At 66.9% G+C, this 22,470-nt stretch carries 24 protein-coding genes; 16 read left to right on the top strand and 8 right to left on the bottom strand.

Annotation, left to right across the window (positions count from 1 at the left end):
* Positions 1-204: 204 nt before the first annotated feature.
* Complete coding sequence (gene mtnA / locus F3I16_RS18690) at positions 205-1,284, bottom strand: S-methyl-5-thioribose-1-phosphate isomerase (protein WP_160495046.1); 1,080 nt, start codon at positions 1,282-1,284, stop codon at positions 205-207.
* A 106-nt stretch (positions 1,285-1,390) separates the two neighbouring features.
* On the opposite strand from mtnA, the gene F3I16_RS18685 reads away from it, so the two are divergent.
* From F3I16_RS18685 to F3I16_RS18665, 5 genes are all read left to right on the top strand, one after another.
* Positions 1,391-2,725, top strand: a complete 1,335-nt coding sequence (locus F3I16_RS18685; RefSeq protein WP_160495045.1) for a TRZ/ATZ family hydrolase — start codon at positions 1,391-1,393, stop codon at positions 2,723-2,725.
* Between the two features lie 11 nt (positions 2,726-2,736).
* Positions 2,737-3,435, top strand: a complete 699-nt coding sequence (ubiG, locus tag F3I16_RS18680; RefSeq protein WP_160495044.1) for a bifunctional 2-polyprenyl-6-hydroxyphenol methylase/3-demethylubiquinol 3-O-methyltransferase UbiG — start codon at positions 2,737-2,739, stop codon at positions 3,433-3,435.
* 5 nt (positions 3,436-3,440) lie between these two features.
* Positions 3,441-4,112, top strand: coding sequence for an N-acetylmuramic acid 6-phosphate phosphatase MupP (gene mupP, locus F3I16_RS18675; RefSeq protein ID WP_160495043.1), 672 nt, complete (start codon positions 3,441-3,443; stop codon positions 4,110-4,112).
* A 47-nt stretch (positions 4,113-4,159) separates the two neighbouring features.
* A complete protein-coding gene (locus F3I16_RS18670) occupies positions 4,160-4,900 on the top strand; it encodes a YciK family oxidoreductase (RefSeq protein WP_160495042.1) in 741 nt (246 codons plus the stop codon).
* 206 nt (positions 4,901-5,106) lie between these two features.
* Positions 5,107-6,033, top strand: coding sequence for a GGDEF domain-containing protein (locus tag F3I16_RS18665; protein ID WP_160495041.1), 927 nt, complete (start codon positions 5,107-5,109; stop codon positions 6,031-6,033).
* A gap of 52 nt (positions 6,034-6,085) precedes the next feature.
* Here the strand turns inward: F3I16_RS18665 and rluB are convergent, their stop codons facing one another.
* The 3 genes from rluB to F3I16_RS18650 form a co-directional block, all read right to left on the bottom strand.
* The gene (gene rluB, locus F3I16_RS18660; RefSeq protein WP_160495040.1) at positions 6,086-7,267 is read right to left on the bottom strand and encodes a 23S rRNA pseudouridine(2605) synthase RluB; all 1,182 of its coding nucleotides are present in this window, start codon (positions 7,265-7,267) and stop codon (positions 6,086-6,088) included.
* 158 nt (positions 7,268-7,425) lie between these two features.
* Positions 7,426-8,202 carry an SMC-Scp complex subunit ScpB gene (gene scpB, locus F3I16_RS18655; protein WP_160495039.1) on the bottom strand — a complete coding sequence of 259 codons (777 nt, stop codon included), beginning with the start codon at positions 8,200-8,202 and terminating at the stop codon, positions 7,426-7,428.
* The gene (locus F3I16_RS18650; protein WP_160495064.1) at positions 8,202-8,900 is read right to left on the bottom strand and encodes a ScpA family protein; all 699 of its coding nucleotides are present in this window, start codon (positions 8,898-8,900) and stop codon (positions 8,202-8,204) included. Before F3I16_RS18650 ends, scpB begins: the two co-directional genes overlap by 1 nt.
* 320 nt (positions 8,901-9,220) lie before the next feature.
* Here F3I16_RS18650 and F3I16_RS18645 point away from each other — a divergent pair, with 320 nt between their 5' ends.
* A complete protein-coding gene (locus F3I16_RS18645; protein WP_160495038.1) occupies positions 9,221-9,577 on the top strand; it encodes a PA2779 family protein in 357 nt (118 codons plus the stop codon).
* Between the two features lie 47 nt (positions 9,578-9,624).
* Here the strand turns inward: F3I16_RS18645 and F3I16_RS18640 are convergent, their stop codons facing one another.
* Positions 9,625-10,254: an L-threonylcarbamoyladenylate synthase gene (locus tag F3I16_RS18640; RefSeq protein ID WP_160495037.1), complete on the bottom strand. Its 630-nt coding sequence runs from the start codon at positions 10,252-10,254 to the stop codon at positions 9,625-9,627.
* Positions 10,255-10,267: 13 nt separating this feature from the next.
* Complete coding sequence (locus F3I16_RS18635) at positions 10,268-11,137, bottom strand: PHP domain-containing protein (RefSeq protein WP_160495036.1); 870 nt, start codon at positions 11,135-11,137, stop codon at positions 10,268-10,270.
* Positions 11,138-11,469: 332 nt separating this feature from the next.
* Here F3I16_RS18635 and F3I16_RS18630 point away from each other — a divergent pair, with 332 nt between their 5' ends.
* From F3I16_RS18630 to F3I16_RS18605, 6 genes are all read left to right on the top strand, one after another.
* A complete protein-coding gene (locus tag F3I16_RS18630) occupies positions 11,470-12,060 on the top strand; it encodes a septation protein A (protein ID WP_160081497.1) in 591 nt (196 codons plus the stop codon).
* A 1-nt stretch (position 12,061) separates the two neighbouring features.
* Positions 12,062-12,361, top strand: a complete 300-nt coding sequence (locus F3I16_RS18625) for a YciI family protein (protein ID WP_160491270.1) — start codon at positions 12,062-12,064, stop codon at positions 12,359-12,361.
* A 73-nt stretch (positions 12,362-12,434) separates the two neighbouring features.
* On the top strand, positions 12,435-12,839 hold the full coding sequence (locus tag F3I16_RS18620) for a translation initiation factor 2 (RefSeq protein ID WP_160495035.1): 405 nt from the start codon (positions 12,435-12,437) through the stop codon (positions 12,837-12,839).
* 8 nt (positions 12,840-12,847) lie between these two features.
* Complete coding sequence (locus tag F3I16_RS18615) at positions 12,848-13,525, top strand: response regulator transcription factor (RefSeq protein ID WP_160495034.1); 678 nt, start codon at positions 12,848-12,850, stop codon at positions 13,523-13,525.
* Positions 13,526-13,639: 114 nt separating this feature from the next.
* Positions 13,640-14,083 carry a Spy/CpxP family protein refolding chaperone gene (locus F3I16_RS18610; RefSeq protein ID WP_160495033.1) on the top strand — a complete coding sequence of 148 codons (444 nt, stop codon included), beginning with the start codon at positions 13,640-13,642 and terminating at the stop codon, positions 14,081-14,083.
* 67 nt (positions 14,084-14,150) lie between these two features.
* On the top strand, positions 14,151-15,482 hold the full coding sequence (locus F3I16_RS18605) for a HAMP domain-containing sensor histidine kinase (RefSeq protein ID WP_160495032.1): 1,332 nt from the start codon (positions 14,151-14,153) through the stop codon (positions 15,480-15,482).
* Between the two features lie 49 nt (positions 15,483-15,531).
* Here F3I16_RS18605 and F3I16_RS18600 read toward each other — a convergent pair whose 3' ends face one another.
* Entirely contained in the window at positions 15,532-16,092 is a 561-nt protein-coding gene (locus F3I16_RS18600) for a nitroreductase family protein (RefSeq protein ID WP_160495031.1), read from the bottom strand.
* 162 nt (positions 16,093-16,254) lie between these two features.
* Here F3I16_RS18600 and F3I16_RS18595 point away from each other — a divergent pair, with 162 nt between their 5' ends.
* Positions 16,255-17,709: a TrkH family potassium uptake protein gene (locus F3I16_RS18595; RefSeq protein ID WP_160495030.1), complete on the top strand. Its 1,455-nt coding sequence runs from the start codon at positions 16,255-16,257 to the stop codon at positions 17,707-17,709.
* Between the two features lie 70 nt (positions 17,710-17,779).
* Positions 17,780-19,234 carry a TrkH family potassium uptake protein gene (locus tag F3I16_RS18590; RefSeq protein ID WP_160495029.1) on the top strand — a complete coding sequence of 485 codons (1,455 nt, stop codon included), beginning with the start codon at positions 17,780-17,782 and terminating at the stop codon, positions 19,232-19,234.
* Between the two features lie 151 nt (positions 19,235-19,385).
* Here the strand turns inward: F3I16_RS18590 and F3I16_RS18585 are convergent, their stop codons facing one another.
* Positions 19,386-20,387, bottom strand: a complete 1,002-nt coding sequence (locus F3I16_RS18585) for an AraC family transcriptional regulator (RefSeq protein ID WP_160495028.1) — start codon at positions 20,385-20,387, stop codon at positions 19,386-19,388.
* A 126-nt stretch (positions 20,388-20,513) separates the two neighbouring features.
* Here F3I16_RS18585 and F3I16_RS18580 point away from each other — a divergent pair, with 126 nt between their 5' ends.
* Both F3I16_RS18580 and F3I16_RS18575 read left to right on the top strand, forming a co-directional pair.
* The gene (locus F3I16_RS18580; protein WP_160081517.1) at positions 20,514-20,831 is read left to right on the top strand and encodes an Mpo1-like protein; all 318 of its coding nucleotides are present in this window, start codon (positions 20,514-20,516) and stop codon (positions 20,829-20,831) included.
* A gap of 237 nt (positions 20,832-21,068) precedes the next feature.
* Positions 21,069-22,460, top strand: a complete 1,392-nt coding sequence (locus tag F3I16_RS18575; RefSeq protein WP_256670230.1) for an adenylate/guanylate cyclase domain-containing protein — start codon at positions 21,069-21,071, stop codon at positions 22,458-22,460.
* Positions 22,461-22,470 lie beyond the last annotated feature (10 nt).

Genomic DNA, 22,470 nt, shown 5'->3' with positions numbered 1-22,470 from the left:
CCCGTCGCACCCTTCCCGGGCGTGACCGGAGTCCGCCGTTGTCGCTCTTGCCCAGCAGCGACTCACGACAAATCAACGAGTTAAGCCAACAATTCGCGCTAATGAACGACCTTGTGCAGGGCGTCCGGAAAACTGCCGGAGGTTACCACAATCGCCGCGGCAGACCTACCCCACCGGGCAGGCCGGCCAGCGCCCCGGCACGACTCAGTGCAGGCGCTTGCGGCACATCAGTTGCGCCATTTTCGCCGCATCCGGCCGCTCGACTATGCCTTTCTCGGTGACGATCACATCGATCAGGTCGGCCGGGGTGACATCGAACACCGGGTTGTAGGCCTCCACGTCGGCGGCAATCCGCTGACCGCCGACATCCAGCAGCTCGCGCCCGTCGCGCTCCTCGATGGGAATGTCGTCGCCGTCTTCCAGGCCCATGTCGATGGTCGAACTGGGCGCCACCACCATGAAGCGCACGCCGTGGTGCATGGCGCAGACGGCCAGCTGGTAGGTGCCGATCTTGTTGGCCACATCGCCATTGGCGGTGATGCGGTCGGCGCCGACTATGACCCAGGTGATGCCACGTTCCTTCATCAGGTGCGCCGCCGCCGAATCCACGTTCAGGGTGACCGGCACACCCTCGCCCGCCAGCTCCCAGGCGGTCAGGCGCGAGCCCTGCAGCCAGGGCCGGGTCTCGTCGGCATACACCCGCTCGATCAGGCCATCGAGGTACGCCGCACGGATCACCCCCAGCGCCGTGCCGAAGCCGCCGGTGGCCAGGGCCCCGGTATTGCAGTGGGTGAGGATGTTCTGCGGGCTGCCCTGGTGCTTGCGGATGTACTCCATGCCGTACTGGGCCATGGTCAGGTTGGCCTCGCGGTCGCTGTCATGGATGCCGACAGCCTCGGCCTCCAGCGCCGCCAGGGGCGCCTCGCCCGGTTTCAGCCGCTGCAGGCGCTCGCGCATGCGTTCCAGGGCCCAGAACAGGTTGACCGCGGTCGGCCGCGACTCGGCCAGCACGGTGAAGTCGCCTTCCAGTGCCACCTGCCAGTAGGCATCGCCCTCGGCCAGACGCTCACGGGCGCCCAGCACCAGGCCGTAGGCCGCCGCGATGCCGATGGCCGGCGCACCGCGCACCACCATCTGGCGAATGGCCTCGGCCACCCCGGCAGCCGTGTCGTAAGCCAGCCAGACTTCCTCGCGCGGCAGCAGGCGCTGATCGAGCAAATGCAGCCTGCCATCTCGCCATTCAATGGCCTTTACCTTCTCCGCCGCCAGCAATTGCTCGCGCATGGCCCACCCCACTTGCCGAAACGAAAAGCCGCGGATTATAGCGAGCGGCCGCCGCTATGGCTCAGTTATACTGCTGCCACTTTTTATTTACCTCGGATATCTCGCCATGCCCGACCAGCGCGCACCGCTCGACCTGCTGCTCCTGCCCACCTGGCTGGTGCCGGTCGAGCCTGCCGGGGTGGTGCTGCGTGAACACGGGCTGGGCATTCGCGACGGCCGCATCGCCCTGATCGCACCGCGCGCCGAGGCACTCAAGCACCCGGCCAAGGAAGTGCGCGAGCTGCCGGACCAGCTGCTCAGCCCCGGCCTGATCAACGCCCACGGCCATGCGGCGATGACCCTGTTCCGCGGCCTGGCCGACGACCTGCCGCTGATGAGCTGGCTGCAGGACCATATCTGGCCGGCCGAGGCCAAGTGGGTCGACGAGGAGTTCGTGCGCGACGGCACCGAACTGGCCATCGCCGAACAGCTCAAGGGCGGCATCAGCTGCTTCTCCGACATGTACTTCTTCCCGGAAGTGGCCAGCGAACTGGTGCACAAGAGCGGCATCCGCGCGCAGATGACCATTCCCGTGCTGGACTTCCCCACTCCCGGCGCCCGCGACGCCGACGAGGCCCTGCGCAAGGGCCTCAAACTGCTCGACGAACTCAAGCTGCACCCGCGGATCAAGATCGCCTTCGGCCCGCATGCGCCCTACTCGGTCAGCGACGACAAGCTGGAAAACGTGCGCATGCTGGCCGAGGAGCTGGACGCCGGCATCCACATGCACGTGCACGAGACCGCCTTCGAGGTGCAGCAGAGCCTGGAGCTGCACGGCATGCGCCCGCTGCAGCGCCTGGCCAACCTGGGCCTGCTCGGCCCGCGCTTCCAGGCCGTGCACATGACCCAGGTCAGCGACGACGACATCGCCCTGCTGGTGGAAAGCAACAGCAGCGTGATCCATTGCCCGGAGTCCAACCTCAAGCTGGCCTGCGGCTTCTGCCCGGTGGAAAAGCTCTGGCAGGCCGGCGTCAACGTGGCCATCGGCACCGACGGCGCGGCCAGCAACAACAACCTCGACCTGCTCGGCGAAACCCGCACCGCGGCCCTGCTGGCCAAGGCAGTGGCCGGCAGCGCCACCGCCCTGAACGCCCACAGCGCCCTGCGCATGGCCACCCTCAACGGCGCCCGCGCCCTCGGCCTGGACGAGCAGACCGGCTCCCTGGAGCTGGGCAAGCAGGCCGACCTGGTCGCCTTCGACCTCGCCGGCCTGGCCCAGCAGCCGGTCTACGACCCGGTCTCCCAGCTGATCTACGCCGGCGGCCGCAGCTGCGTGCGCCACCTGTGGGTCGGCGGCAAACAACTGCTCGACCAGGGCCGCCTGACGCGCCTGGACGAAGAGCGCATCATCGCCAATGCCCGCGCCTGGGGCGCCCGCATTGCCGACCAGCATTCGATTTGAAGGAAAGCCCCATGAGCAACGTCGACCACGCCGAAATCGCCAAATTCGAAGCCCTCGCCCACCGCTGGTGGGATCGCGAGAGCGAGTTCAAGCCACTGCACGACATCAACCCGCTGCGGGTCAACTGGATCGACGAACGCGTCGGCCTGGCCGGCAAGAAGGTGCTGGACGTCGGCTGCGGCGGCGGCATCCTCAGCGAAGCCATGGCCCAGCGCGGCGCCACGGTGACCGGCATCGACATGGGCGAAGCGCCGCTGGCCGTGGCCCAGCTGCACCAGCTGGAATCCGGGGTCAGCGTCGAGTACCGGCAGATCACCGCCGAAGCCCTGGCCGAGGAGATGCCCGAGCAGTTCGACGTGGTCACCTGCCTGGAGATGCTCGAACACGTACCGGACCCGTCCTCGGTGATCCGCGCCTGCTTCCGCATGGTCAAGCCCGGCGGCCAGGTGTTCTTCTCCACCATCAACCGCAACCCCAAGGCCTACCTGTTCGCCATCGTCGGCGCCGAGTACGTGATGCGCCTGCTGCCGCGCGGCACCCACGACTTCAAGAAATTCATCCGCCCATCCGAACTGGGCGCCTGGAGCCGCGCCGCCGGCCTGACCGTCAAGGACATCATCGGCCTGACCTACAACCCGCTGACCAAGCACTACAAGCTGGCCGCGGACGTGGACGTCAACTACATGATCCAGACCCTGCGCGAGGAGTGAGGCGCATGCGTTTGCGAGCCGTACTCTTCGACATGGACGGGACTCTGCTGGACACCGCCCCGGACTTCATCGCCGTGTGCCAGGCCATGCGCCTGGAGCGCGGCCTGGCGGCGATCGACGACAAGCTGATCCGTGACCAGGTGTCCGGCGGCGCGCGCGCCATGGTCGCCGCCACCTTCACCATGAACAGCGCGGCCGACGGCTTCGAGGCCCTGCGCCTGGAGTTCCTCGAGCGCTACCAGCAGCACTGCGCCGTGTTCAGCCAGCCGTTCGCGGGCATGGCCGAACTGCTCGCCGACATCGAGCAGGCCAAGCTGATCTGGGGCGTGGCCACCAACAAGCCGGCGCGCTTCGCCGAGCCGATCATGCAGCAGCTGGGCCTGGCCGCACGCTCGGCCGTGCTGGTCTGCCCGGATCACGTCAGCCGCAGCAAACCCGACCCGGAAATGCTCCTGCTGGCCTGCGCCCGCATCGGCGTCCAGCCCGGTGAAGCCCTGTTCGTCGGCGACGACGAACGCGACATCGAAGCCGGGCGCGCCGCCGGCTGCAAGACCGCAGCGGTCACCTACGGCTACATCCACCCGGACGACAACCCCCGCCACTGGGGCGCCGACGTAGTGGTAGACCATCCCCTGGAACTGCGTGGCGTGCTCGATCGCGCCCTGTGCAGCTGCTGAACGCCCGAATCACGGCCCTCAGCCACACTTTTTAGAGAGACATCCGCATGTTTGACTACCAAGCCCGCCCCGACCTGCTGCAAGGCCGGGTGATCCTGGTTACCGGCGCTGGCCGCGGCATCGGCGCCGCCGCCGCCAAGAGCTTCGCCGCCCATGGCGCCACCGTGCTACTGCTGGGCAAGACCGAGGCCAACCTGAGCCAGGTCTACGACGAGATCGAGGCCGCCGGCCATCCGCAACCGGCGGTGATCCCGTTCAACCTGGAAACCGCCCTGCCGCACCAGTACGACGAACTGGCCGCCATGCTGGAAACCGAGTTCGGCAAGATCGACGGCCTGCTGCACAACGCCGCCATCGTCGGCCCGCGCACGCCGCTGGAGCAGCTGTCCGGCGACAACTTCATGCGCGTCATGCAGATCAACGTGAATGCCATGTTCATGCTCACCAGCACCCTGCTGCCGCTGCTCAAGCTGTCGGATGATGCCTCCGTGGTCTTCACCTCCAGCAGCGTCGGACGCAAGGGCCGCGCCTACTGGGGCGCCTATGCGGTGTCCAAATTCGCCACCGAGGGCCTGATGCAGGTGCTGGCCGACGAAGTCGACGGCATCAGCAACGTGCGCGCCAACAGCGTCAACCCCGGCGCCACCCGCACCAGCATGCGCGCCCTGGCCTACCCGGGCGAGAACCCGGCGAACAACCCGGAGCCGGAAGCCATCATGCCGGTCTACCTGTACCTGATGGGCCCGGACAGCAAGGGCGTCAACGGCCAGGCCTTCGACGCCCAGTAAGCACCCGCGACAGCCGCCGGTTTTCCGGCGGCCGCATTCCGTGAACGGCATCAGATTGCCACCATCACCGCCAAACTACCGGCAAGAGCTTGCCGCAAGCTCCCGCAAAAACAACCTAAACCAATGAAATAAAAGACTTTTATTACATTGGCATGGAATTCGCTCTACTTCCTGTATCAAGCGCCCAGCGCCAGAGGTTGAGCTCCATGGTTCCGCACAATCAGTCCAACACCATCGATTTCGATGCCGCCAAGCTGCAGCGCCTGGGCTATGCCAGCCGCAACCAGCAACCGCTGAAACCGGTCAGCCTGGCCCAGCTGCGCCAGCAACTGGGCCTGCAGCTGCAGACCTCGCTGGAAGTCGAGCGCATCCTCGAGCTGTTTTTCCGCGAAGTGCAGCGTCTGGTGCCCCTGCATGCGCTGAGCTACCAGCTGAGCGCCTGCGACCTGCGCCTGGAGCTGGGTGAGCGCGCCAGCCACTCGGCCGGCTATCGCCTGAGCCACGAGGGCGAATACCTCGGCGAGCTGGTGTTCCGCCGTAACCATCGCTTCAGCGAAGACGAACTGGGCCAGCTGGAATCGCTGCTGGCCAGCCTGCTGTTCCCGCTGCGCAATGCCCTGCTCTACCGCGCGGCGCTGCAGACCGCCCTGCGCGACCCGCTGACCGATACCGGCAACCGCATCGCCATGAACCAGGCCCTGCAGCGCGAGATCGACCTGGCCCGGCGCAACCTGCAACCGCTGTCGGTGCTGATGCTGGACATCGATCACTTCAAGCGGATCAACGACAGCCACGGCCACATCACCGGCGACGAAGTGCTCAAGGCCGTGGCCGGCGCCCTGAAACACAGCCTGCGCAACATCGACATGGTGTTCCGCTACGGCGGCGAGGAGTTCATGGTGCTGCTGTCCAACACCAGCCGCGAAGCCGCCGCCATGGTTGGCGAGCGTCTGCGCATGGCGGTGCTGGGCCTGCAATACCTGGTCGACGGCCACGCCATCGACCTGACCGTGAGCATCGGCTGCGCCACCCTGCTGCCCGGCGAGTCGGGCGACAGCCTGCAACGCCGCGCCGACAACGCGCTGTATGTGTCCAAGCGCGAGGGGCGCAACCGGCTGTCCCTGGCCGGTTAATCGTCGCGCAACAAAAAGGGGCTCCGCGGAGCCCCTTTTGCATTGCTGGCGATCAGCGCTTGCGGCCGAAGCCCGGGCGCTGGCCATCGCCACTCGGACGCGGCTTGCGCGCCGGACGCTCGCCGGACTCGTTGGCCGGGCGCGGCGTGCGCTTCTTGTTCACGTCGGACGGACGCTCGGCCACCGCCGAACCACGCCCAGCCTGACGCTCGCCGCTGTCCTTGCGCGGGCCACGCGGGGTACGCTGCTCGCCATCCTTGCGCGGCGCACGCGGGGCGCGCTCGGCATCGTCACGCGGGGCGCGCGCCGGACGCGGCGCCTCGCTGCCAGCCAGATCGAGCGCCGGACGCAGGGTACGCTTGGGCCGCTCGCCCTTGCCCAGCGGACGCGCCGACTTGCGCTGCAGGCGATCGAGCTTGTCGCGCATCTTCTCCTTCATCGCCGGCATGGCCACCGAGGGCAGGCCGACCTCCTCGCTGAGGATGTCCACTTCGCGCTGGGTCAGCTCGCGCCAGCGGCCCATGGGCAGGTCGGAGGTCATGAACACCGGACCGAAACGCACGCGTTTCAGGCGGCTGACCACCAGCCCCTGGGATTCCCACAGGCGGCGCACCTCGCGGTTGCGCCCTTCCATCACCACGCAGTGGTACCAGTGGTTGAAGCCGTCGCCGCGCGGCGCTTCCTTGATGTCGGTGAACTTGGCCGGGCCGTCTTCCAGCATCACGCCGGCCTTCAGCTGCTCGATCATCTCGTCGGTGACTTCGCCGCGCACGCGCACCGCGTACTCGCGGTCCATCTCGTAGGAGGGGTGCATCAGGCGGTTGGCCAGTTCACCGTCGGTGGTGAACAGCAACAGACCGGTGGTGTTGATGTCGAGGCGGCCGATATTGATCCAGCGCCCCTCTTTCGGCCGCGGCAGGCGGTCGAACACGGTCGGGCGGCCTTCCGGGTCGTCGCGGGTGCAGATCTCGCCATCGGGCTTGTTGTAGATCAGCACGCGGCGCACGCTTTCGGCCATTTCCTCGCGCTTGAGCAGGTGGCCGTCGACGCTGATGGCGTCATGCAGGTCGACCCGCGCACCGAGGGTAGCGATCACCCCGTTGACCTTGACCCGGCCCTGGCTGATCCACTGTTCGATATCGCGGCGCGAGCCTTGGCCCATGCGGGCCAGGACTTTCTGCAGCTTCTCGCCGCTGGGACGGCTGACTTCACTATCGGTTTCGAATTCACTCATGCTCGGCACCTCCCGGTGTAATTAATGCTGAGAGCGCCGCCAAACCCGGAGGAGCTGGCGGCAAAAGGTCGCGCATCATACGCGGATCGGCGCCGCGGCGCACGGCAGACTATAGACCGCCTAGCGGGATTTGCGCCGGCCCTTGGCCTTGCGACCTGTCAATGCTGCCGGTCCGGTCCGTCCAGATCGCCCATGGCCTCGGCCTCGTCTTCGGGCTCCGGCAGGTCGTCGAAGTCGGTCTTCAGCCCCTGCTCCATGGAGTCCAGCTCGGCCAGCAGGCTGCGGAAGCTGGTTTCGTCGCGCGGCTCGCCCGCCTCCTCGCCCGCGGCGGCATCGGCACGCGCCTGCAGCTCGACCGGCACCGGCAGCTCGTCGTCCAGCTCCAGCACCGGCTCGGGCTCCAGCTCGCGCAGGGCGGCCAGGGTCGGCAGCTCGTCGAGGTTCTTCAGGTTGAAATGGTCGAGGAACAGGCGGGTGGTGGCGAACATCGCCGGCTTGCCCGGCACGTCGCGATAGCCGACCACGCGGATCCACTCACGCTCCATCAGGGTCTTGACGATCTGGCTGTTGACCGCCACGCCGCGGATATCCTCGATCTCGCCACGGGTGATCGGCTGGCGGTAGGCGATCAGCGCCAGGGTTTCCAGCATGGCGCGCGAGTAGCGCTGCGGGCGCTCTTCCCACAACCGGCCGACCCAGGGGGCGAACTGCTCACGCACCTGCAGGCGATAGCCGGAGGCCACCTCCTTGAGTTCGAACGCGCGGCCCTTGCACGACTTGGCCAGCAGGCTCAGGGCATTGCGGATGGTGGCCAGTTCGGGGCGCTCGGCCTCATCGAACAGTTCGCTGATACGCTCCAGCGACTGCGGCTTGCCGGAGGCCAGGAGGAAGGCTTCCAGCAGGGAGGCCAGCTCTTTCGGGTCGTTGAGGTTCATCATTCGGCTCGGGCACGCACGTGGATGGGCGCAAAGGCTTCATTTTGCACCAGCTCCACCAGGGATTCCTTGATCAATTCCAGCACCGCCATGAAAGTCACCACCACACCGAGGCGCCCTTCGCCGGCGCTGAACAGCTCGACGAACGGCACGAAGGCGCCGCCCTTGAGGCGTTCCAGCACCTCGCTCATGCGCTCGCGGGTGGACAACACCTCACGGGTCACCTGGTGGCTCTCGAACATGTCGGCGCGGCGCAGCACTTCGGCCATGGACAGCAGCAGCTCCTCCAGGCTGACCTCCGGCAACAGCTTGCGCGCGCGGGCCTCGGGGGCGTCCAGGCGCGGCACGCTGAGGTCGCGGCCGACCCGCGGCAGGCCGTCCAGGTTTTCCGCGGCGGCCTTGTAGCGCTCGTACTCCTGCAGGCGGCGGATCAGCTCGGCGCGCGGGTCGTCCTCTTCCGCCTCGGCCTCGGCCGAACGCGGCAGGAGCATGCGCGACTTGATCTCGGCGAGCATGGCGGCCATCACCAGGTATTCAGCGGCCAGCTCCAGGCGCACCGACTTCATCAGCTCGACGTAGCCCATGTACTGCTTGGTGATTTCCGCCACCGGGATGTCGAGGATGTCGATGTTCTGCTTGCGGATCAGGTACAGCAGCAGGTCGAGCGGGCCCTCGAAGGCCTCGAGGAATACCTCCAGGGCATCCGGCGGAATGTACAGGTCCAGCGGCAGCTCGGTGACCGCCTGGCCGTAGACCAGGGCGAACGGCAGCTCCTGCTGGGCACCGGACTGGCTGGCGGGATCGGCGGGCGGGGTCGTTTGCATGGCACTCTCTTGATCGGTGAAAAACCGGCGGCGCGCACACCAGCCAAGACCGGCGGAACCGGCCGCGCGGCTGGCGGGTCGAAATAGAACGAGTGAACGCCGCGGCATTCTACCCGACTGGAGAAAATGCCAGGGCCGCCCTCTCGACCCGCCTTGAACGGTTCGCCAGGCGAACCTCAACCAGGGAGCCCGCCATGAAGACCTTTCCACTCCCCCTCGCCTTCGCCCTGCTGCTGGCCTGCCTGGCCGCCCTCGTGGCCTTGCCGCTGGAAGCCGGGATGATCGCCACGCAAGACGCAGTGGCCGAACAAACCATGCAGACCGACCGCGCCAAGGTTCAGGTGTTTCTCGATCGCGCCACGGTGCAGGACAAGCTGCAGGCCATGGACGTGCCGGCAGCCCTGGCGAAAACCCGGGTGGATGCCCTGACCGCCGAGGAAGTGGCCAGCCTGGCCCAGCGCATCGATGCCCTGCCGGCCGGCGGCGCGCTCAGCGGCATGGATGTGGTGATCATTCTATTGGTCGCCATCCTGGTCGCGATAGCCCTGTGAACGGGCGGCAGCGCACTCGGACGACCTGAGGCAGGCGGCAGTGCGCCTCAGGCTTCGCTGGCGAAAGGCGTCGGATCGCCGCAGCCGACGCGCAGCACCTGCGGCTCGCCGTCGGCCAGGTTGACCACGGTGGAGGCCTCCAGGCCGCCGTAGCCGCCGTCGATGATCAGGTCGACATGGTGCTCGAGCACCTGGCGCATCTCGTAGGGATCGCTCATCGGCAACCCCTCGCCGGGCAGGATCAGGCTGACGCTCATCAGCGGCTCACCCAGCTGCTCGGCCAGCGCCAGGGCAATGGGATGCGCCGGCACGCGCAGGCCGATGGTGCGGCGCTTCTCGTGCAGCAGCATGCGCGGCACCTCGCGGGTGGCGCTAAGGATGAAGGTATAGGGCCCCGGGGTATGCGCCTTGAGCAGGCGGAAGGCGGCGGTATCGACCTTGGCGAACAGGCCGATCTGCGACAGGTCGCTGCACACCAGGGTGAAGTTGTGCTTGTCGTCCAGCTGGCGCAGGCGACGGATGCGCTCGACTGCGCCCTTGTTGCCGATCAGGCAGCCGATGGCATAGGAGGAATCTGTGGGGTAGACGATCACCCCGCCCGAGCGGACGATCTCCACCGCCTGCTTGATCAGGCGCGCCTGCGGGTTTTCCGGGTGGACCTGGAAGAACTGACTCATGACCTCTCCCTGTTCAGGGGGCAGTAGAAGTTGGGCGGTGGACATCACTGAAACGCTCCCACAAGGGTGGCAGGTCTTCGGGCAACGGACGGTACATGCCCAGCTCCGACCAGTCGCCCGGTGCATGGAAATCGCTGCCGACACTGGCCAGCATGCCGAATTCTCGCGCCAGAATGGCCAGCCCGCCAACCTGCTCGGCCGGCTGCAGGCCATTGACCACTTCCAGCGCATGGCCGCCGGCGGCGATGAAGTCGGCCACCAGGCGGCGCCGCTTGCTACGGGTGAAATCGTACTGCCAGGGGTGCGCCAGGCTGATCCAGGCACGCGCCTCGCGCAGGGTGCCGACCGTCTGTTCCAGGGTCGGCCAATGCTGCTTCACATCGCCCAGCTTGCCCGAGCCCAGCCACTTGCGGAACGCCTCGGCGTGGTCGCGCACATGCCCGGCGCGCACCAGGAACTCGGCGAAATGCGGTCGCGCCGGTGCGTTGCCGCTGTCACCCAGGGCCTGCTGCACCGCGCGGGCACCTTCCAGCGCACCAGGCATGCCCTTGGCGGCCAGGCGCCGGGCAATTTCCTCGGCGCGCAGCCAGCGGCCCTGGTGCAGTTCGCCGATGGCCTGCTGCAAAGCCGGGGCGTCGGCGGCGAAAGCGTAGCCCAATACATGAATAGTAGCGCCGCCCCAGGTACAGGACAGTTCGATGCCGTTGATCAGCTGCAGGCCCAGCTCGGCGGCGGCCCGGCGCGCCTCGGCGAGGCCCTCGAGGGTGTCGTGGTCGGTCAGCGCCAGCATCTGCACGCCCCGTTCATGGGCCCGCGCAACCACCACGGCGGGCGCGAGAACGCCGTCCGACGCGGTGCTGTGGCAGTGCAGATCAACTTTCATGGGGCCACTTTCCTAGGGTCTGTTGATGTTTGGCCGCGAGCCGCGTTGCCGCAGCAAATGACGCCAGGCTAGGCGCGGAACGCAGGCAATGGCGATCCCCTTGCCAAGTTCCGCAACAACGCATGGCGCCATTTGCTGCGCAACCCGAAGGGACGGGGCCCGCTTGGCGCAGGCCGTCGTTACTCGTCGTTCATTTGGAATAACCAAACTTCTCTCCTCGCGCCTAGCCCTGCGCCAAGCGGGCCTCCGTCGCGGTCGTGTCCAAACATCAACAGACCCTGTGTGAATGATGTTTGTTATTATGCCGGCACATCCCGCTTCTGGCTGCTGCCGTGAAACAATTCATCGATTTCATCCCGCTTATCCTGTTCTTCATCGTCTACAAGCTCGATCCACGCACCGTCGAACTGGCCGGCCACAGCGTCGAGCTGGGCGGCATCTTCAGCGCCACCGCGGTGCTGATCGCCAGCTCGGTGCTGGTCTACGGCAGCCTGCTGCTGGTGCAGCGCAAGCTGGAAAAAGGCCAGTGGCTGACCCTGGTCGCCTGCCTGCTGTTCGGCGGCATGACCCTGGCCTTCCACAGCGAAACCTTCCTCAAGTGGAAGGCGCCGGTGGTCAACTGGCTGTTCGCCGCCGGTTTCGCCGCCAGCCACTTCATCGGCAACAAGCTGCTGATCCAGCGCATGCTGGGCCACGCGGTGAACCTGCCGCAACCGATCTGGACGCGCCTGAACCTGGCCTGGATCGCCTTCTTCATCTTCAGCGGCTGCGCCAACCTGTTCGTCGCCTTCACCTTCCACGACATCTGGGTCGACTTCAAAGTGTTCGGCAGCCTGGGCATGACCGTGCTGTTCCTGGTCGGCCAGGGCGTCTACCTGGCGCGCCACATGCACGACGACGCTCCCCAGCAAAGCAAGGACTGACATGCTCTACGCCATTATCGCCAGCGATGTAGCCAACTCCCTCGAACAGCGCCTGGCCGCCCGCCCGGCGCACCTGGCCCGCCTGGAACAGCTGAAGAGCGAAGGCCGCCTGGTCCTGGCCGGCCCGCACCCGGCGGTGGACAGCAACGACCCGGGCCCGGCCGGCTTCAGCGGCAGCCTGATCGTCGCCGAGTTCGAATCCCTGAGCGCCGCGCAGAACTGGGCCGACGCCGATCCCTACCGGGCCGCCGGCGTGTACGCCAGCGTGTTGGTCAAACCGTTCAAGCTGGTACTGCCCTGAAATTTTTTCTGATCCATCCGCAAGTCATCGCCATGCATAACCCATAACAACAAACGGGAAACTGGAGTTCCTCATGCGCACAGGTCCGCTGTCACTGCTGCTCGTCGCCCTGGCCTTCACGCCCTGGCTGGCCGCCGAAGAGCTGGCGCTGCCGGCGATAACGGCGCCCGGCACGGTGGCCGCTCCCATGCCCGGCTCCGCACCGGCGGCAATGCCGCCAGCGCCCCTCGACAGCACGACCGACGAGGACAGCGCCACGGCCGAGGCCGAGCGTGAAAGCGCCCTGCTCGGCCGCCTGCGCCAGGAAAACCAACGGCTCAAGCTGAAACTCAAGGAAAGCCTGGCCCAGCAGCCGGAAAAACTGCTCAGCGAACAGCAGATGTGGTTTGCCGTCGGCGCCGGCACTGCCCTGCTGGCCTTTGTCGTCGGACGCCTGAGTGGCGGGCGACGGAACAAACGCCAGAGTCAGTGGGTCTGAGCGCAACCATGAGCGAACTGCTGCTGATCGACGACGACCAGGAACTCTGCGAACTGCTGGCCAGCTGGCTGCAGCAGGAGGGCTTCCTGGTGCGCGCCAGCCATGACGGCAGCAGCGCCCGCGCCGCCCTGGCGCAGCACACACCGGCCGCCGTCATCCTCGACGTCATGCTGCCCGACGGCAGCGGCCTGGAACTGCTCAAGCAACTGCGCAGCGAGCACCCGGAACTGCCGGTGCTGATGCTCTCCGCCCGCGGCGAGCCGCTGGATCGCATCCTCGGTCTGGAACTGGGCGCCGACGACTACCTGGCCAAGCCCTGCGACCCGCGCGAGCTGACCGCCCGCCTGCGCGCCGTGCTGCGCCGCAGCGCGCCGGTAGCCGGCAATGCGCGCCTGGAGCTGGGCGACCTGAGCTACAGCCAGGTCCGCGGGGTGGCCAGCATCGGCGAGCAGGAAATCAGCCTGACCCTCTCGGAAAGCCGCGTGCTGGAAGCCCTGCTGCAGCATCCCGGCGAGCCGGTGGACAAGCAGACCCTGGCCCAGCTGGCCCTCGGCCGCAAACTGACCCTGTACGACCGCAGCCTGGACATGCACGTCAGCAACCTGCGCAAAAAGCTCGGCGCCCATGCCGACGGCCGCCCGCGCATCGTCGCCCTGCGCAGCCGCGGCTACTACTACAGCGCCTGACGCGCGCCAGCGCTCTTTACCCAGCCTTTACCCTCGGCTGACCGCGCCTGACCTTGCCCTCCCTAAACTGAGCTCATCCGGTAACCCACCGGCATCCAGACAAGGAGACACACCATGCGCAAGACCCTGATCGCCCTGCTGATCGCCGCCACCCTGCCCGCCGTGGCCCTGGCCATGCCCGAAGGCGGCCCGCACGAGCAAGGCCCCTGCCACCCGTCCATGCACGGCGAGCAGCGCGGCCACGGCATGCGGATGTTCAAGGACCTCGAGCTCAGCGCAGAACAGCGCGAGCAGATGGGCAAGCTGATGCGCGAGCGCAAGGACAACCCGCGCGCCATCACCCAGAAGTACCTGGACAAGCTGCCGGCAGCCGACCAGCAGGCCATGCAGAAGGAAATCGAGACCGCGCGCCTGGAGCATGACAAGGCCATCCGCGCCATTCTCACCCCGGAGCAGCAGAAGACCTTCGACGCGCACAAGGCGGAAATGGACAAGCGCCGCGCCGAGCGCGAGGAGTTCGAGGCCTGGAAGGCCGAGAAGGCCAGCAAGGCCGAATAACCCGGCCCATCTCACCCCACCCGCCAGGCAGGTACTGCTGGCGGGTTTTGCCGATTGAGGAGTCCCCGTGCGTTCACTGTTCTGGCGCATCTTTGCCAGCTTCTGGCTGGCCATCGCCCTGGTTGCCGGGCTCTCCCTGCTGCTGGGCCACGCCCTGAACCAGGATGCCTGGATCCTCAGCAACCACCCGGCGCTGCGCAACCTGCCCGAACGCTGGAGCCAGCGCTACGAGCAGCAGGGCGCCCAGGCCGCCCAGGACTTCCTGGAACGGCGCAAGCGGCGCTTCCATGTCGACACCCAGGTGCTCGACGAGGACGGCCAGGCCTTGGTCTACGGCACCTTCCCGCCGCGCGCCGCCGCCTTCGAAGCCCGCCAGCGCAACGAGAAGCGCCTGCCCTGGCGCCGCCTGACCGACGAATACACCAACCCGGACAGCGGCAAGACCTACCTGTTCATCTACCGCATCCCCCACCCGGAACTGGCCGAATGGCACCGCGACAGCCTGCTCTGGCCGCTCAGCGCCCTGGGCATCGCCCTGGTCGTGCTGACCGCCCTGAGCCTGCTGCTGACCCTGTCCATCACCCGCCCGCTCGGGCGCCTGCGCGGCGCCGTGCATGACCTCGGCCAGACCGCCTACCAGCAGCACAGCCTGGCGCGCCTGGCCGACCGCCGCGACGAGTTCGGCGTGCTGGCACGCGATTTCAACCGCATGGGCGCGCGCCTGCAGGGCCTGATCGGCAGCCAGCGTCAGCTGCTGCGCGACGTGTCCCACGAGCTGCGTTCACCGCTGGCGCGCCTGCGCATCGCTCTGGCCCTGGCCGAACGCGCCGAGCCGGAGGAGCGCGACAAGCTGTGGCCACGCCTGGCCCAGGAGTGCGACCGCCTGGAAGGCCTGATCAGCGAAATCCTCGCCCTCGCCCGCCTGGATGCCGAACCCGGCAGCGCGCAACCGATCGAGCTGGGCAAGCTGCTCGACAACCTGCAGGACGACGCGCGCCTGAGCGCTCCCGAGCAGCAGCTGCAGGTCAAGCTGGACGATCCGACGCTGACGTTCCAGGGCTGGCCGGACATGCTCGCCCGCGCCCTCGACAACCTGCTGCGCAATGCCCTGCGCTTCAACCCGCCCGGCCAGCCGATCGAGATCGCCGTGACGCGGCACGCCCAGCATCTGCTGATCAGCCTGCGCGACCATGGTCCGGGGGTGCCGGAGGAACTGCTGGAGAAGCTCGGCGAGCCGTTCTTCCGCGCCCCCGGGCAGAGCGCCGCAGGCCACGGCCTGGGCCTGGCCATCGCCAGGCGCAGCGCCGAACGGCATGGCGGCCGCCTGCTGCTGGCCAACCACCCGGACGGCGGCTTTGTCGCCAGCCTGGAGCTGCCGCTGCACGGCCCAGCCCTGTGAGGACCTAGCAGAACGGGATCAGCGGCGGCCGCCTGGCCGGCGAAGCCCTTCAGCCCGGCCAGCTGCCGACGAAGTCGGCGACGGCCAAAGGCGCCGGCGTGCGCCGCGCGCCCTCGAAGCTGCCCAGGTAGACGAAGCCGACGATGCGCTCGTTGGCCGCCAGGCCCAGCCCGGCCATCACCTGCGCATCGCTGGCCAGCTCGCCGGTGCGCCAGACCGCGCCGAAGCCTTGCGCCTGCGCCGCCAGCAACAGGCCGTGCGCCGCGCAACCGGCCGAGAGCAGCTGTTCCTGTTGCGGCACCTTGGCGTGTTCGCTCAGCCGGGCGATCACCACCACCAGCAGCGGCGCGCGCAGCGGCATGCCGCGCGCCTTGTCCAGGGCCTCCGGCTTGGCCTCGGGGTTGCCGGCCAGCAGCGCGCTGGCGAACAGCTCGCCCAGGCGCACACGCGCCTCGCCTTCCACCGTCAGGAAACGCCAGGGCCGCAGCTGGCCGTGGTCGGGCGCGCGCAGGGCCGCGCGAAACAGCACCTCGCGCTGCGCGGCATCCGGCGCGGGATCGAGCAGGCGGCCTACGGACACGCGGTTGAGCAACAGATCGAGGGCTTGCATCGGCCATATCCTCTGGGAAGTAGGCTGGCATTTTAGGGGCCGCCGGCGTTTTGTCACGGCAAAGCGGCACCCGCAACAGCACGCCCGCCTTGCCAAAGCACTACTTCTAGCCAGCCGGGCAGGCAGGTAGAATGCCGGCCTTTCCCGTCATTCGAGTGCCTCATGGCCGTCTCGACTCTGCGCATCATCGGTTTCATCCTCGGTATCTTCCTGATCACCCTGGCCGCCAGCATGGTCATCCCCATGCTGACCCTGTTTGCGTTCGAGCTGACTGAAGACCTCAATGCCTTTCTCTGGTCCAGCCTGATCACCTTCGCCGCCGGCCTGGCCCTGGTCATTCCCGGCCGACCGCAGCACTTGCAGCTGCGCCCGCGCGACATGTACCTGCTGACCACCGCCAGCTGGGTGGTGGTGTGCTGCTTCGCCGCCCTGCCGATGGTGATCATCGCCCATATCAGCTACACCGATGCCTTCTTCGAGACCATGTCCGGCATCACCACCACCGGCTCCACCATTCTGGTCGGGCTGGACAAGATGTCGCCGGGCATCCTGATCTGGCGCTCGATGCTGCACTGGCTGGGGGGCATCGGCTTCATCGGCATGGCGGTAGCCATCCTGCCGCTGCTGCGGGTCGGCGGCATGCGCCTGTTCCAGACCGAATCCTCGGACTGGGGCGAGAAGGTCATGCCGCGCTCGCACATGGCCGCCAAGTACATCCTGCTGATCTATCTGGCGCTCACCGGCCTCGGCTTCCTGGCCTTCTGGGCCGCCGGCATGACGCCGTTCGAGGCGATCAACCATTCGATGGCCTCGATCTCCACCGGCGGTTTCTCCACCTCCGACTCGTCCCTGGCCAACTGGCAGCAACCGGCGGTGCACTGGGTCGCGGTGCTGCTGATGATCCTCGGCGGCCTGCCCTTTATGCTCTACGTCGCCACCCTGCGCGGCCACCGCAAGGCGCTGCTCAAGGACCACCAGGTACGCGGCTTCGTCGGTTTCCTGCTGCTCACCTGGCTGGTGTTCGGCACCTGGCTGTGGGCCAACTCCGAGCATGCCTGGCTGGATGCCGTGCGCATCGTCGCGGTCAACGTCACCTCGGTGGTCACCACCACCGGCTTCGCCCTGGGCGACTACACCACCTGGGGCAGCTTCGCCGTGCTGCTGTTCTTCTACCTGACCTTCGTCGGCGGCTGCTCGGGCTCCACCTCCGGCGGCCTGAAGATCTTCCGCTTCCAGGTCGCCTACGTGCTGCTCAAGGCCAACCTGCAGCAGCTGGTGCACCCGCGCGCGGTGATCAAGCAGCAGTACAACAACCACAATCTGGACGAAGACATCGTCCGCTCGCTGATCACCTTCTCCTTCTTCTTCACCATCACCATCGGCGTGATCGCCCTCGGTCTGACCCTCACCGGCCTGGACTGGGTGACCGCGCTGACCGGCGCCGCCACCGCGGTGTGCAACGTCGGCCCGGGCCTGGGCCCGATCATCGGCCCGGCCGGCAACTTCTCGACCCTGCCGGACAGCGCCAAGTGGCTGCTGACCATCGGCATGCTGCTCGGCCGCCTGGAAATCCTCACCGTGCTGGTGCTGTTCACCAAGGCATTCTGGAAACATTGATGACCAGCGCCTCGGCCTGCGCCCGCCGCGCACCTAGACTCAGCCCATCGACCCGGCGCCATAGCACCCCATGACCCTGCCCACCCTGCGCATCCTCGGCTTCATCAACGGCATCTTCCTGATCACCCTGGCCATCAGCATGCTGGTGCCGGTGGGCACCCTGCTGATCTACGAACAGCCGCAGGGCATCAACGCCTTTCTCTGGTCGAGCCTGATCACCTTTATCGCCGGGATCACCCTGGTGGCCCAGGGCCGGCCGCAGAACAGCCAGCTGCGCCCGCGCGACATGTACATGCTGACGGTGTCGAGCTGGATCCTGGTGTCGATCTTCGCCGCCGTGCCGTTCCTGTTCACCCAGCACGTCAGCTTTACCGATGCCTACTTCGAGAGCATGTCCGGCATCACCGCCACCGGCGCCACCATCTTCAGCGGCCTGGACAGCATGTCGCCGGGGGTGCTGATCTGGCGTTCGCTGCTGCACTGGCTCGGTGGCATCGGCTTCATCGCCATGGCCGTGGCCATCCTGCCGATGCTGCGCATCGGCGGCATGCGCCTGTTCCAGACCGAATCCTCGGACCGCTCGGACAAGGTCATGCCACGCTCGCACATGGTCGCCAAGTACATGGTGCTGGCCTATGTCGGCCTCAGCGCCCTGGCCGTGCTGGCCTTCTGGCTGGCCGGGATGAACCCGTTCGACGCCATCAACCACGCCATGTCGGCCATCGCCACCGGCGGCTTCTCCACCTCCGACGCATCCCTGGCCAAGTGGCAGGAGCCGGCGGTGCACTGGGTGGCGGTCGTGGTGATGATCCTCGGCAGCCTGCCCTTCGTGCTCTACGTATCGACCCTGCGCGGCAACTACCAGGCGCTGCTGCGCGACGCCCAGGTCCGCGGTTTCCTGTTCATCCTGCTGAGCAGCTGGCTGGTGCTCGCCACCTGGTACTGGGCGACCAACCAGCTGCACTGGCTGGAGGCCTTGCGCCATGTCGCGGTCAACCTCACCTCGGTGATGACCACCACCGGCTTCGCCCTCGGCGACTACAGCCTGTGGGGCCCGTTCGCCACCATGCTGTTCTTCTACCTGGGCTTCGTCGGCGGCTGTTCCGGCTCCACCGCCGGCGGGCTGAAGATCTTCCGCTTCCAGGTCGCCTACATCCTGCTCAAGGCCAACCTGCAGCAGCTGGTGCACCCGCGGGCGGTGATCAAGCAGCAGTACAACCGCCACCGCCTGGACGAGGACATCGTCCGCTCGATCCTGACCTTCTCGTTCTTCTTCACCATCACCATCGCCACCCTGGCCCTGGCCCTGACCCTGTGCGGGCTGGACTGGATCACCGCGCTGTCCGGCGCGGCCAGCACGGTGGCCGGTGTCGGCCCCGGCATGGGCCCGATCATCGGCCCGGCCGGCAACTTCTCCAGCCTGCCGGACAGCGCCAAGTGGCTGCTGACCATCGGCATGCTGCTCGGCCGCCTGGAAATCCTCACCGTGCTGGTGCTACTGCTGCCGGCCTTCTGGCGCCACTGAGAACCTGTTCAACGTCTGCTGCGCGTCTGACCTGCGGCGTTAAAAGTAGGCTCAGAATGCTCATTTACCAGTCGTAAACTGCGCTTCTTCGCCTGCTTTTGCCTTGCATGCCTCTAGCTCGCGAGACCTTGAGCAGGTTCTGAGAGGTGGGCTACAGACCGGCGCGGTACTCGCCCGGGGTGGTGTCGAACCAGCGGCGGAAGGCGCGGAAGAAATTGCTCGGGTCGGCGAAGCCCAGCAGATAGGCGATTTCCAGCAGGGTCAGGTTGGGCTGGGCCAGGTATTGCCCGGCCAGCTCGCGGCGGGTGTCGTCCAGCAGTTGCTGGTAGCTGGTGCCCTCGTCCTGCAGGCGCCGCTGCAGGGTGCGCTCGGACAGCAGCAGAGCCTGGGCCACCGCCTCGCGCTTGGGCTCGCCCTGGGGCAGCAGGCGGCAGAGCACCTGACGCACCTGATGGATCACCCGGCTGTCCGAGAAGCGCGCCAGGTATTCGCCGGCGAAACGGTCGTGCAGCTGCGCCAGCGCCTCGTTGGCGGTGGGCAGCGGCGCATCCAGGTCGGCCCGCTCGAACAGCAGCGCATAGTGCTCGGCATTGAACTTCAGCGGCCCCTGGAACACCTCCTTGTAGGGTTGCAGATCCACTGGCGGCGGCCCCTGGAAGCTGACCAGCCGCGGCGTCAGCGGCTTGCCGGTGAGCCAGCGGCAGAAGGCCAGGGAGTAGGCCAGCGAGGCTTCGGCGCTCTGCCGGGCCGATGGCAGGCGATCGCCATGGATCACCAGGGTCAACTGGTAGCCGTCGGCCGTCGGCTGGAAACCGAGGTCCGAGCCCTCGGCGATGATGCGCTGGTAGCGCACCAGGCGGGCGAAGCCTTCCAGCAGATTGCGGCTGGACATCAGCGCGTAGCCCACCACATGGAAGGATGACGGGCGTACCACCTTGGCCATGTTCAGGCCGATGGCCGGATTGCCCGAGGCTTCCACCGCCAGGTGCCACAGGCGGGTCATGGCGTCCTGGGGGAAGCGCGCGTCGGCATCGGCGAGCGCCGCATAGTCGAGGCCGAGACGGGCAAACAGGCTGCGGCAATCGACACCGCCCAGTTCTAGGGCCGCGACGATGCCGGATGCCCAGCTGGATGAAGTGGTACGTTCGCTCATCGATTGTTCTTATTAGGTTGGTCGGCACGAAATGGCGCCATGAGGATACTAAACTGGCACTGTATGTCACTGGCCGCCGGAGACAGTCGCCCTACACTGCCAGCCGACAATGACAGGAGGTACGCCATGCGCGCCGCAACCACCGAACGCTTCCACAGCTTTGCCGAGTTCTACCCCTATTACCTGCAGGAGCACAGCAACGATGTCTGTCGCCGCCTGCACTACGTGGGCAGCCTGCTGGTGCTCGGCATCCTCGGCTATGCCCTGGCCAGCCAGCAGTGGCTGTGGCTGCTGGCCCTGCCCGTGGCCGGCTACGGCTTCGCCTGGGTCGGCCACTTCGTCTTCGAGAAGAACCGCCCGGCCACTTTCAAGTACCCGCTGTACAGCTTCATGGGCGACTGGGTCATGCTCAAGGACGCCTTCACCGGGCGCATCCGCTTCTGAGAACCTGAGTCCGGCGCTGGTCCGCTCAAGCACGCGGATCAGCCGCCAGCTGCCGGTCGACTTCCCCCTGCCGGGCCACGGCGCGAGCGCACGCCGGGCCCACCGTTCGGCGATCCTGCTTGGCCGCCGGCCCCGCACATGGTTATGATCCCGCCTTGCCATAGCCTTGGCTCAGGTCTTGCAGACCACCCAGGCGCTCGCCAGAAGCGCCAGAAAACCAGCAGGGATCATTCGCATTTGATTAAGTCTGTCGCCCAGGACCCGTTGCGGGTCCATTCCACCCCCGTGCTGCGCGAGTACTACTCCCGCGTGCTGGCCTATATCGCGACGGCGGCCAGCCTCGCCGCCGGCACCTACTCCCAGCATTTCGGCTACGACATCCTGTGGATGGTGCCCTACGCCCTGCTCTACCCGCACCTGGCCCACCACCTGGGCAACCGCTTCAAGCGCGACTACCCGGAAAAGACCCACCTGGTGCTGCTGTTCATCGACGCCGTGCATGCCGGCATGGCCGCCGTGCTGATGGGCTTCTCGGTGGTGCCGACGCTGATGTTCCTGCTCACCCTGAGCTTCAGCACCCTGATCTCCGGCGGCCTGCGCCACATGGGCCTGGCCCTGCTGGTAGCCGCCGGCAGCGTGGCGCTGACCAGCACCCTGGCCCAGCCGCGGGTCAATGCCAGCACGCCGATCCTGGTGGCCCTGGTCAGCATCCTGCTGACCACCCTGTACATCTGCATCACCGCCTATTTCGTCAACCAGCAGAGCCGCCACCTGACCCAGGTCCGCAGCGAGATCAAGAAGGAACAGGAAAAGGCCGCCCGCCTGGCGCGCAACCTGGCCAAGTACCTGTCGCCGCAGGTCTGGGAAATGATCTTCAGCGGCAAGAAGCACGTGCGCCTGGAAACCCAGCGCAAGAAGCTCACCGTGTTCTTCTCCGACATCAAGGGTTTCACCGAGCTGTCCGAGGAACTGGAAGCCGAGGCCCTGACCGACCTGCTCAACACCTACCTCAACGAAATGTCGAAGATCGCCCTGAAATACGGCGGCACCATCGACAAGTTCGTCGGCGACAGCGTCATGGTGTTCTTCGGCGACCCGGCCACCCAGGGCGCCAAGAAGGATGCGGTGAACGCCGTGTCCATGGCCATCGCCATGCGCAAGCACATGAAGGTGCTGCGCCAGCAGTGGCGCGCCCAGGGCATCACCAAGCCGCTGGAAATCCGCATGGGCCTGAACACCGGTTACTGCACGGTGGGCAACTTCGGCGCCGACACGCGCATGGACTACACCATCATCGGCCGCGAAGTGAACCTGGCCAGCCGCCTGGAAAGCGCGGCCGAGGCCGGCGAGATCCTGATCTCCCACGAGACCTATTCCCTGGCCAAGGACGTGATCATGTGCCGCGACAAGGGCCAGATCGCGGTCAAGGGCTTCAGCCGCCCGGTGCAGATCTACCAGGTGGTGGACTTCCGCCGCGATCTGGGCGCCAAGTCCAGCTATGTCGAACACGAGCTGCCGGGCTTTTCCATGTACCTGGATACCAACGGCATCCAGAACTACGACAAGGAAAAGGTCATCCAGGCCCTCAACCAGGCCGCCGAAAAGCTGCGCGACAAGGTCATCCTGTAACGAAGAAGCC

Origin of the sequence: Pseudomonas sp. L-22-4S-12, assembly GCF_009799935.1 — a bacterium.
GTDB lineage: Bacteria > Pseudomonadota > Gammaproteobacteria > Pseudomonadales > Pseudomonadaceae > Aquipseudomonas.
Note: the sequence above shows the minus strand (reverse complement) of the source record. Positions and strands in the feature narration are given on the sequence as shown.

Coding starts and splice junctions, on each gene's coding strand:
- F3I16_RS18640 (WP_160495037.1), bottom strand. CDS start 10,254: ATGAGTCAGTTCTTCCAGGTCCACCCGGAAAACCCGCAGGCGCGCCTG.
- F3I16_RS18670 (WP_160495042.1), top strand. CDS start 4,160: ATGTTTGACTACCAAGCCCGCCCCGACCTGCTGCAAGGCCGGGTGATC.
- F3I16_RS18580 (WP_160081517.1), top strand. CDS start 20,514: ATGCGCGCCGCAACCACCGAACGCTTCCACAGCTTTGCCGAGTTCTAC.
- mupP (WP_160495043.1), top strand. CDS start 3,441: ATGCGTTTGCGAGCCGTACTCTTCGACATGGACGGGACTCTGCTGGAC.
- F3I16_RS18595 (WP_160495030.1), top strand. CDS start 16,255: ATGGCCGTCTCGACTCTGCGCATCATCGGTTTCATCCTCGGTATCTTC.
- F3I16_RS18645 (WP_160495038.1), top strand. CDS start 9,221: ATGAAGACCTTTCCACTCCCCCTCGCCTTCGCCCTGCTGCTGGCCTGC.
- F3I16_RS18665 (WP_160495041.1), top strand. CDS start 5,107: ATGGTTCCGCACAATCAGTCCAACACCATCGATTTCGATGCCGCCAAG.
- F3I16_RS18635 (WP_160495036.1), bottom strand. CDS start 11,137: ATGAAAGTTGATCTGCACTGCCACAGCACCGCGTCGGACGGCGTTCTC.
- F3I16_RS18625 (WP_160491270.1), top strand. CDS start 12,062: ATGCTCTACGCCATTATCGCCAGCGATGTAGCCAACTCCCTCGAACAG.
- F3I16_RS18585 (WP_160495028.1), bottom strand. CDS start 20,387: ATGAGCGAACGTACCACTTCATCCAGCTGGGCATCCGGCATCGTCGCG.
- F3I16_RS18590 (WP_160495029.1), top strand. CDS start 17,780: ATGACCCTGCCCACCCTGCGCATCCTCGGCTTCATCAACGGCATCTTC.
- scpB (WP_160495039.1), bottom strand. CDS start 8,202: ATGAACCTCAACGACCCGAAAGAGCTGGCCTCCCTGCTGGAAGCCTTC.
- F3I16_RS18615 (WP_160495034.1), top strand. CDS start 12,848: ATGAGCGAACTGCTGCTGATCGACGACGACCAGGAACTCTGCGAACTG.
- mtnA (WP_160495046.1), bottom strand. CDS start 1,284: ATGCGCGAGCAATTGCTGGCGGCGGAGAAGGTAAAGGCCATTGAATGG.
- F3I16_RS18600 (WP_160495031.1), bottom strand. CDS start 16,092: ATGCAAGCCCTCGATCTGTTGCTCAACCGCGTGTCCGTAGGCCGCCTG.
- F3I16_RS18620 (WP_160495035.1), top strand. CDS start 12,435: ATGCGCACAGGTCCGCTGTCACTGCTGCTCGTCGCCCTGGCCTTCACG.
- F3I16_RS18610 (WP_160495033.1), top strand. CDS start 13,640: ATGCGCAAGACCCTGATCGCCCTGCTGATCGCCGCCACCCTGCCCGCC.
- F3I16_RS18685 (WP_160495045.1), top strand. CDS start 1,391: ATGCCCGACCAGCGCGCACCGCTCGACCTGCTGCTCCTGCCCACCTGG.
- ubiG (WP_160495044.1), top strand. CDS start 2,737: ATGAGCAACGTCGACCACGCCGAAATCGCCAAATTCGAAGCCCTCGCC.
- rluB (WP_160495040.1), bottom strand. CDS start 7,267: ATGAGTGAATTCGAAACCGATAGTGAAGTCAGCCGTCCCAGCGGCGAG.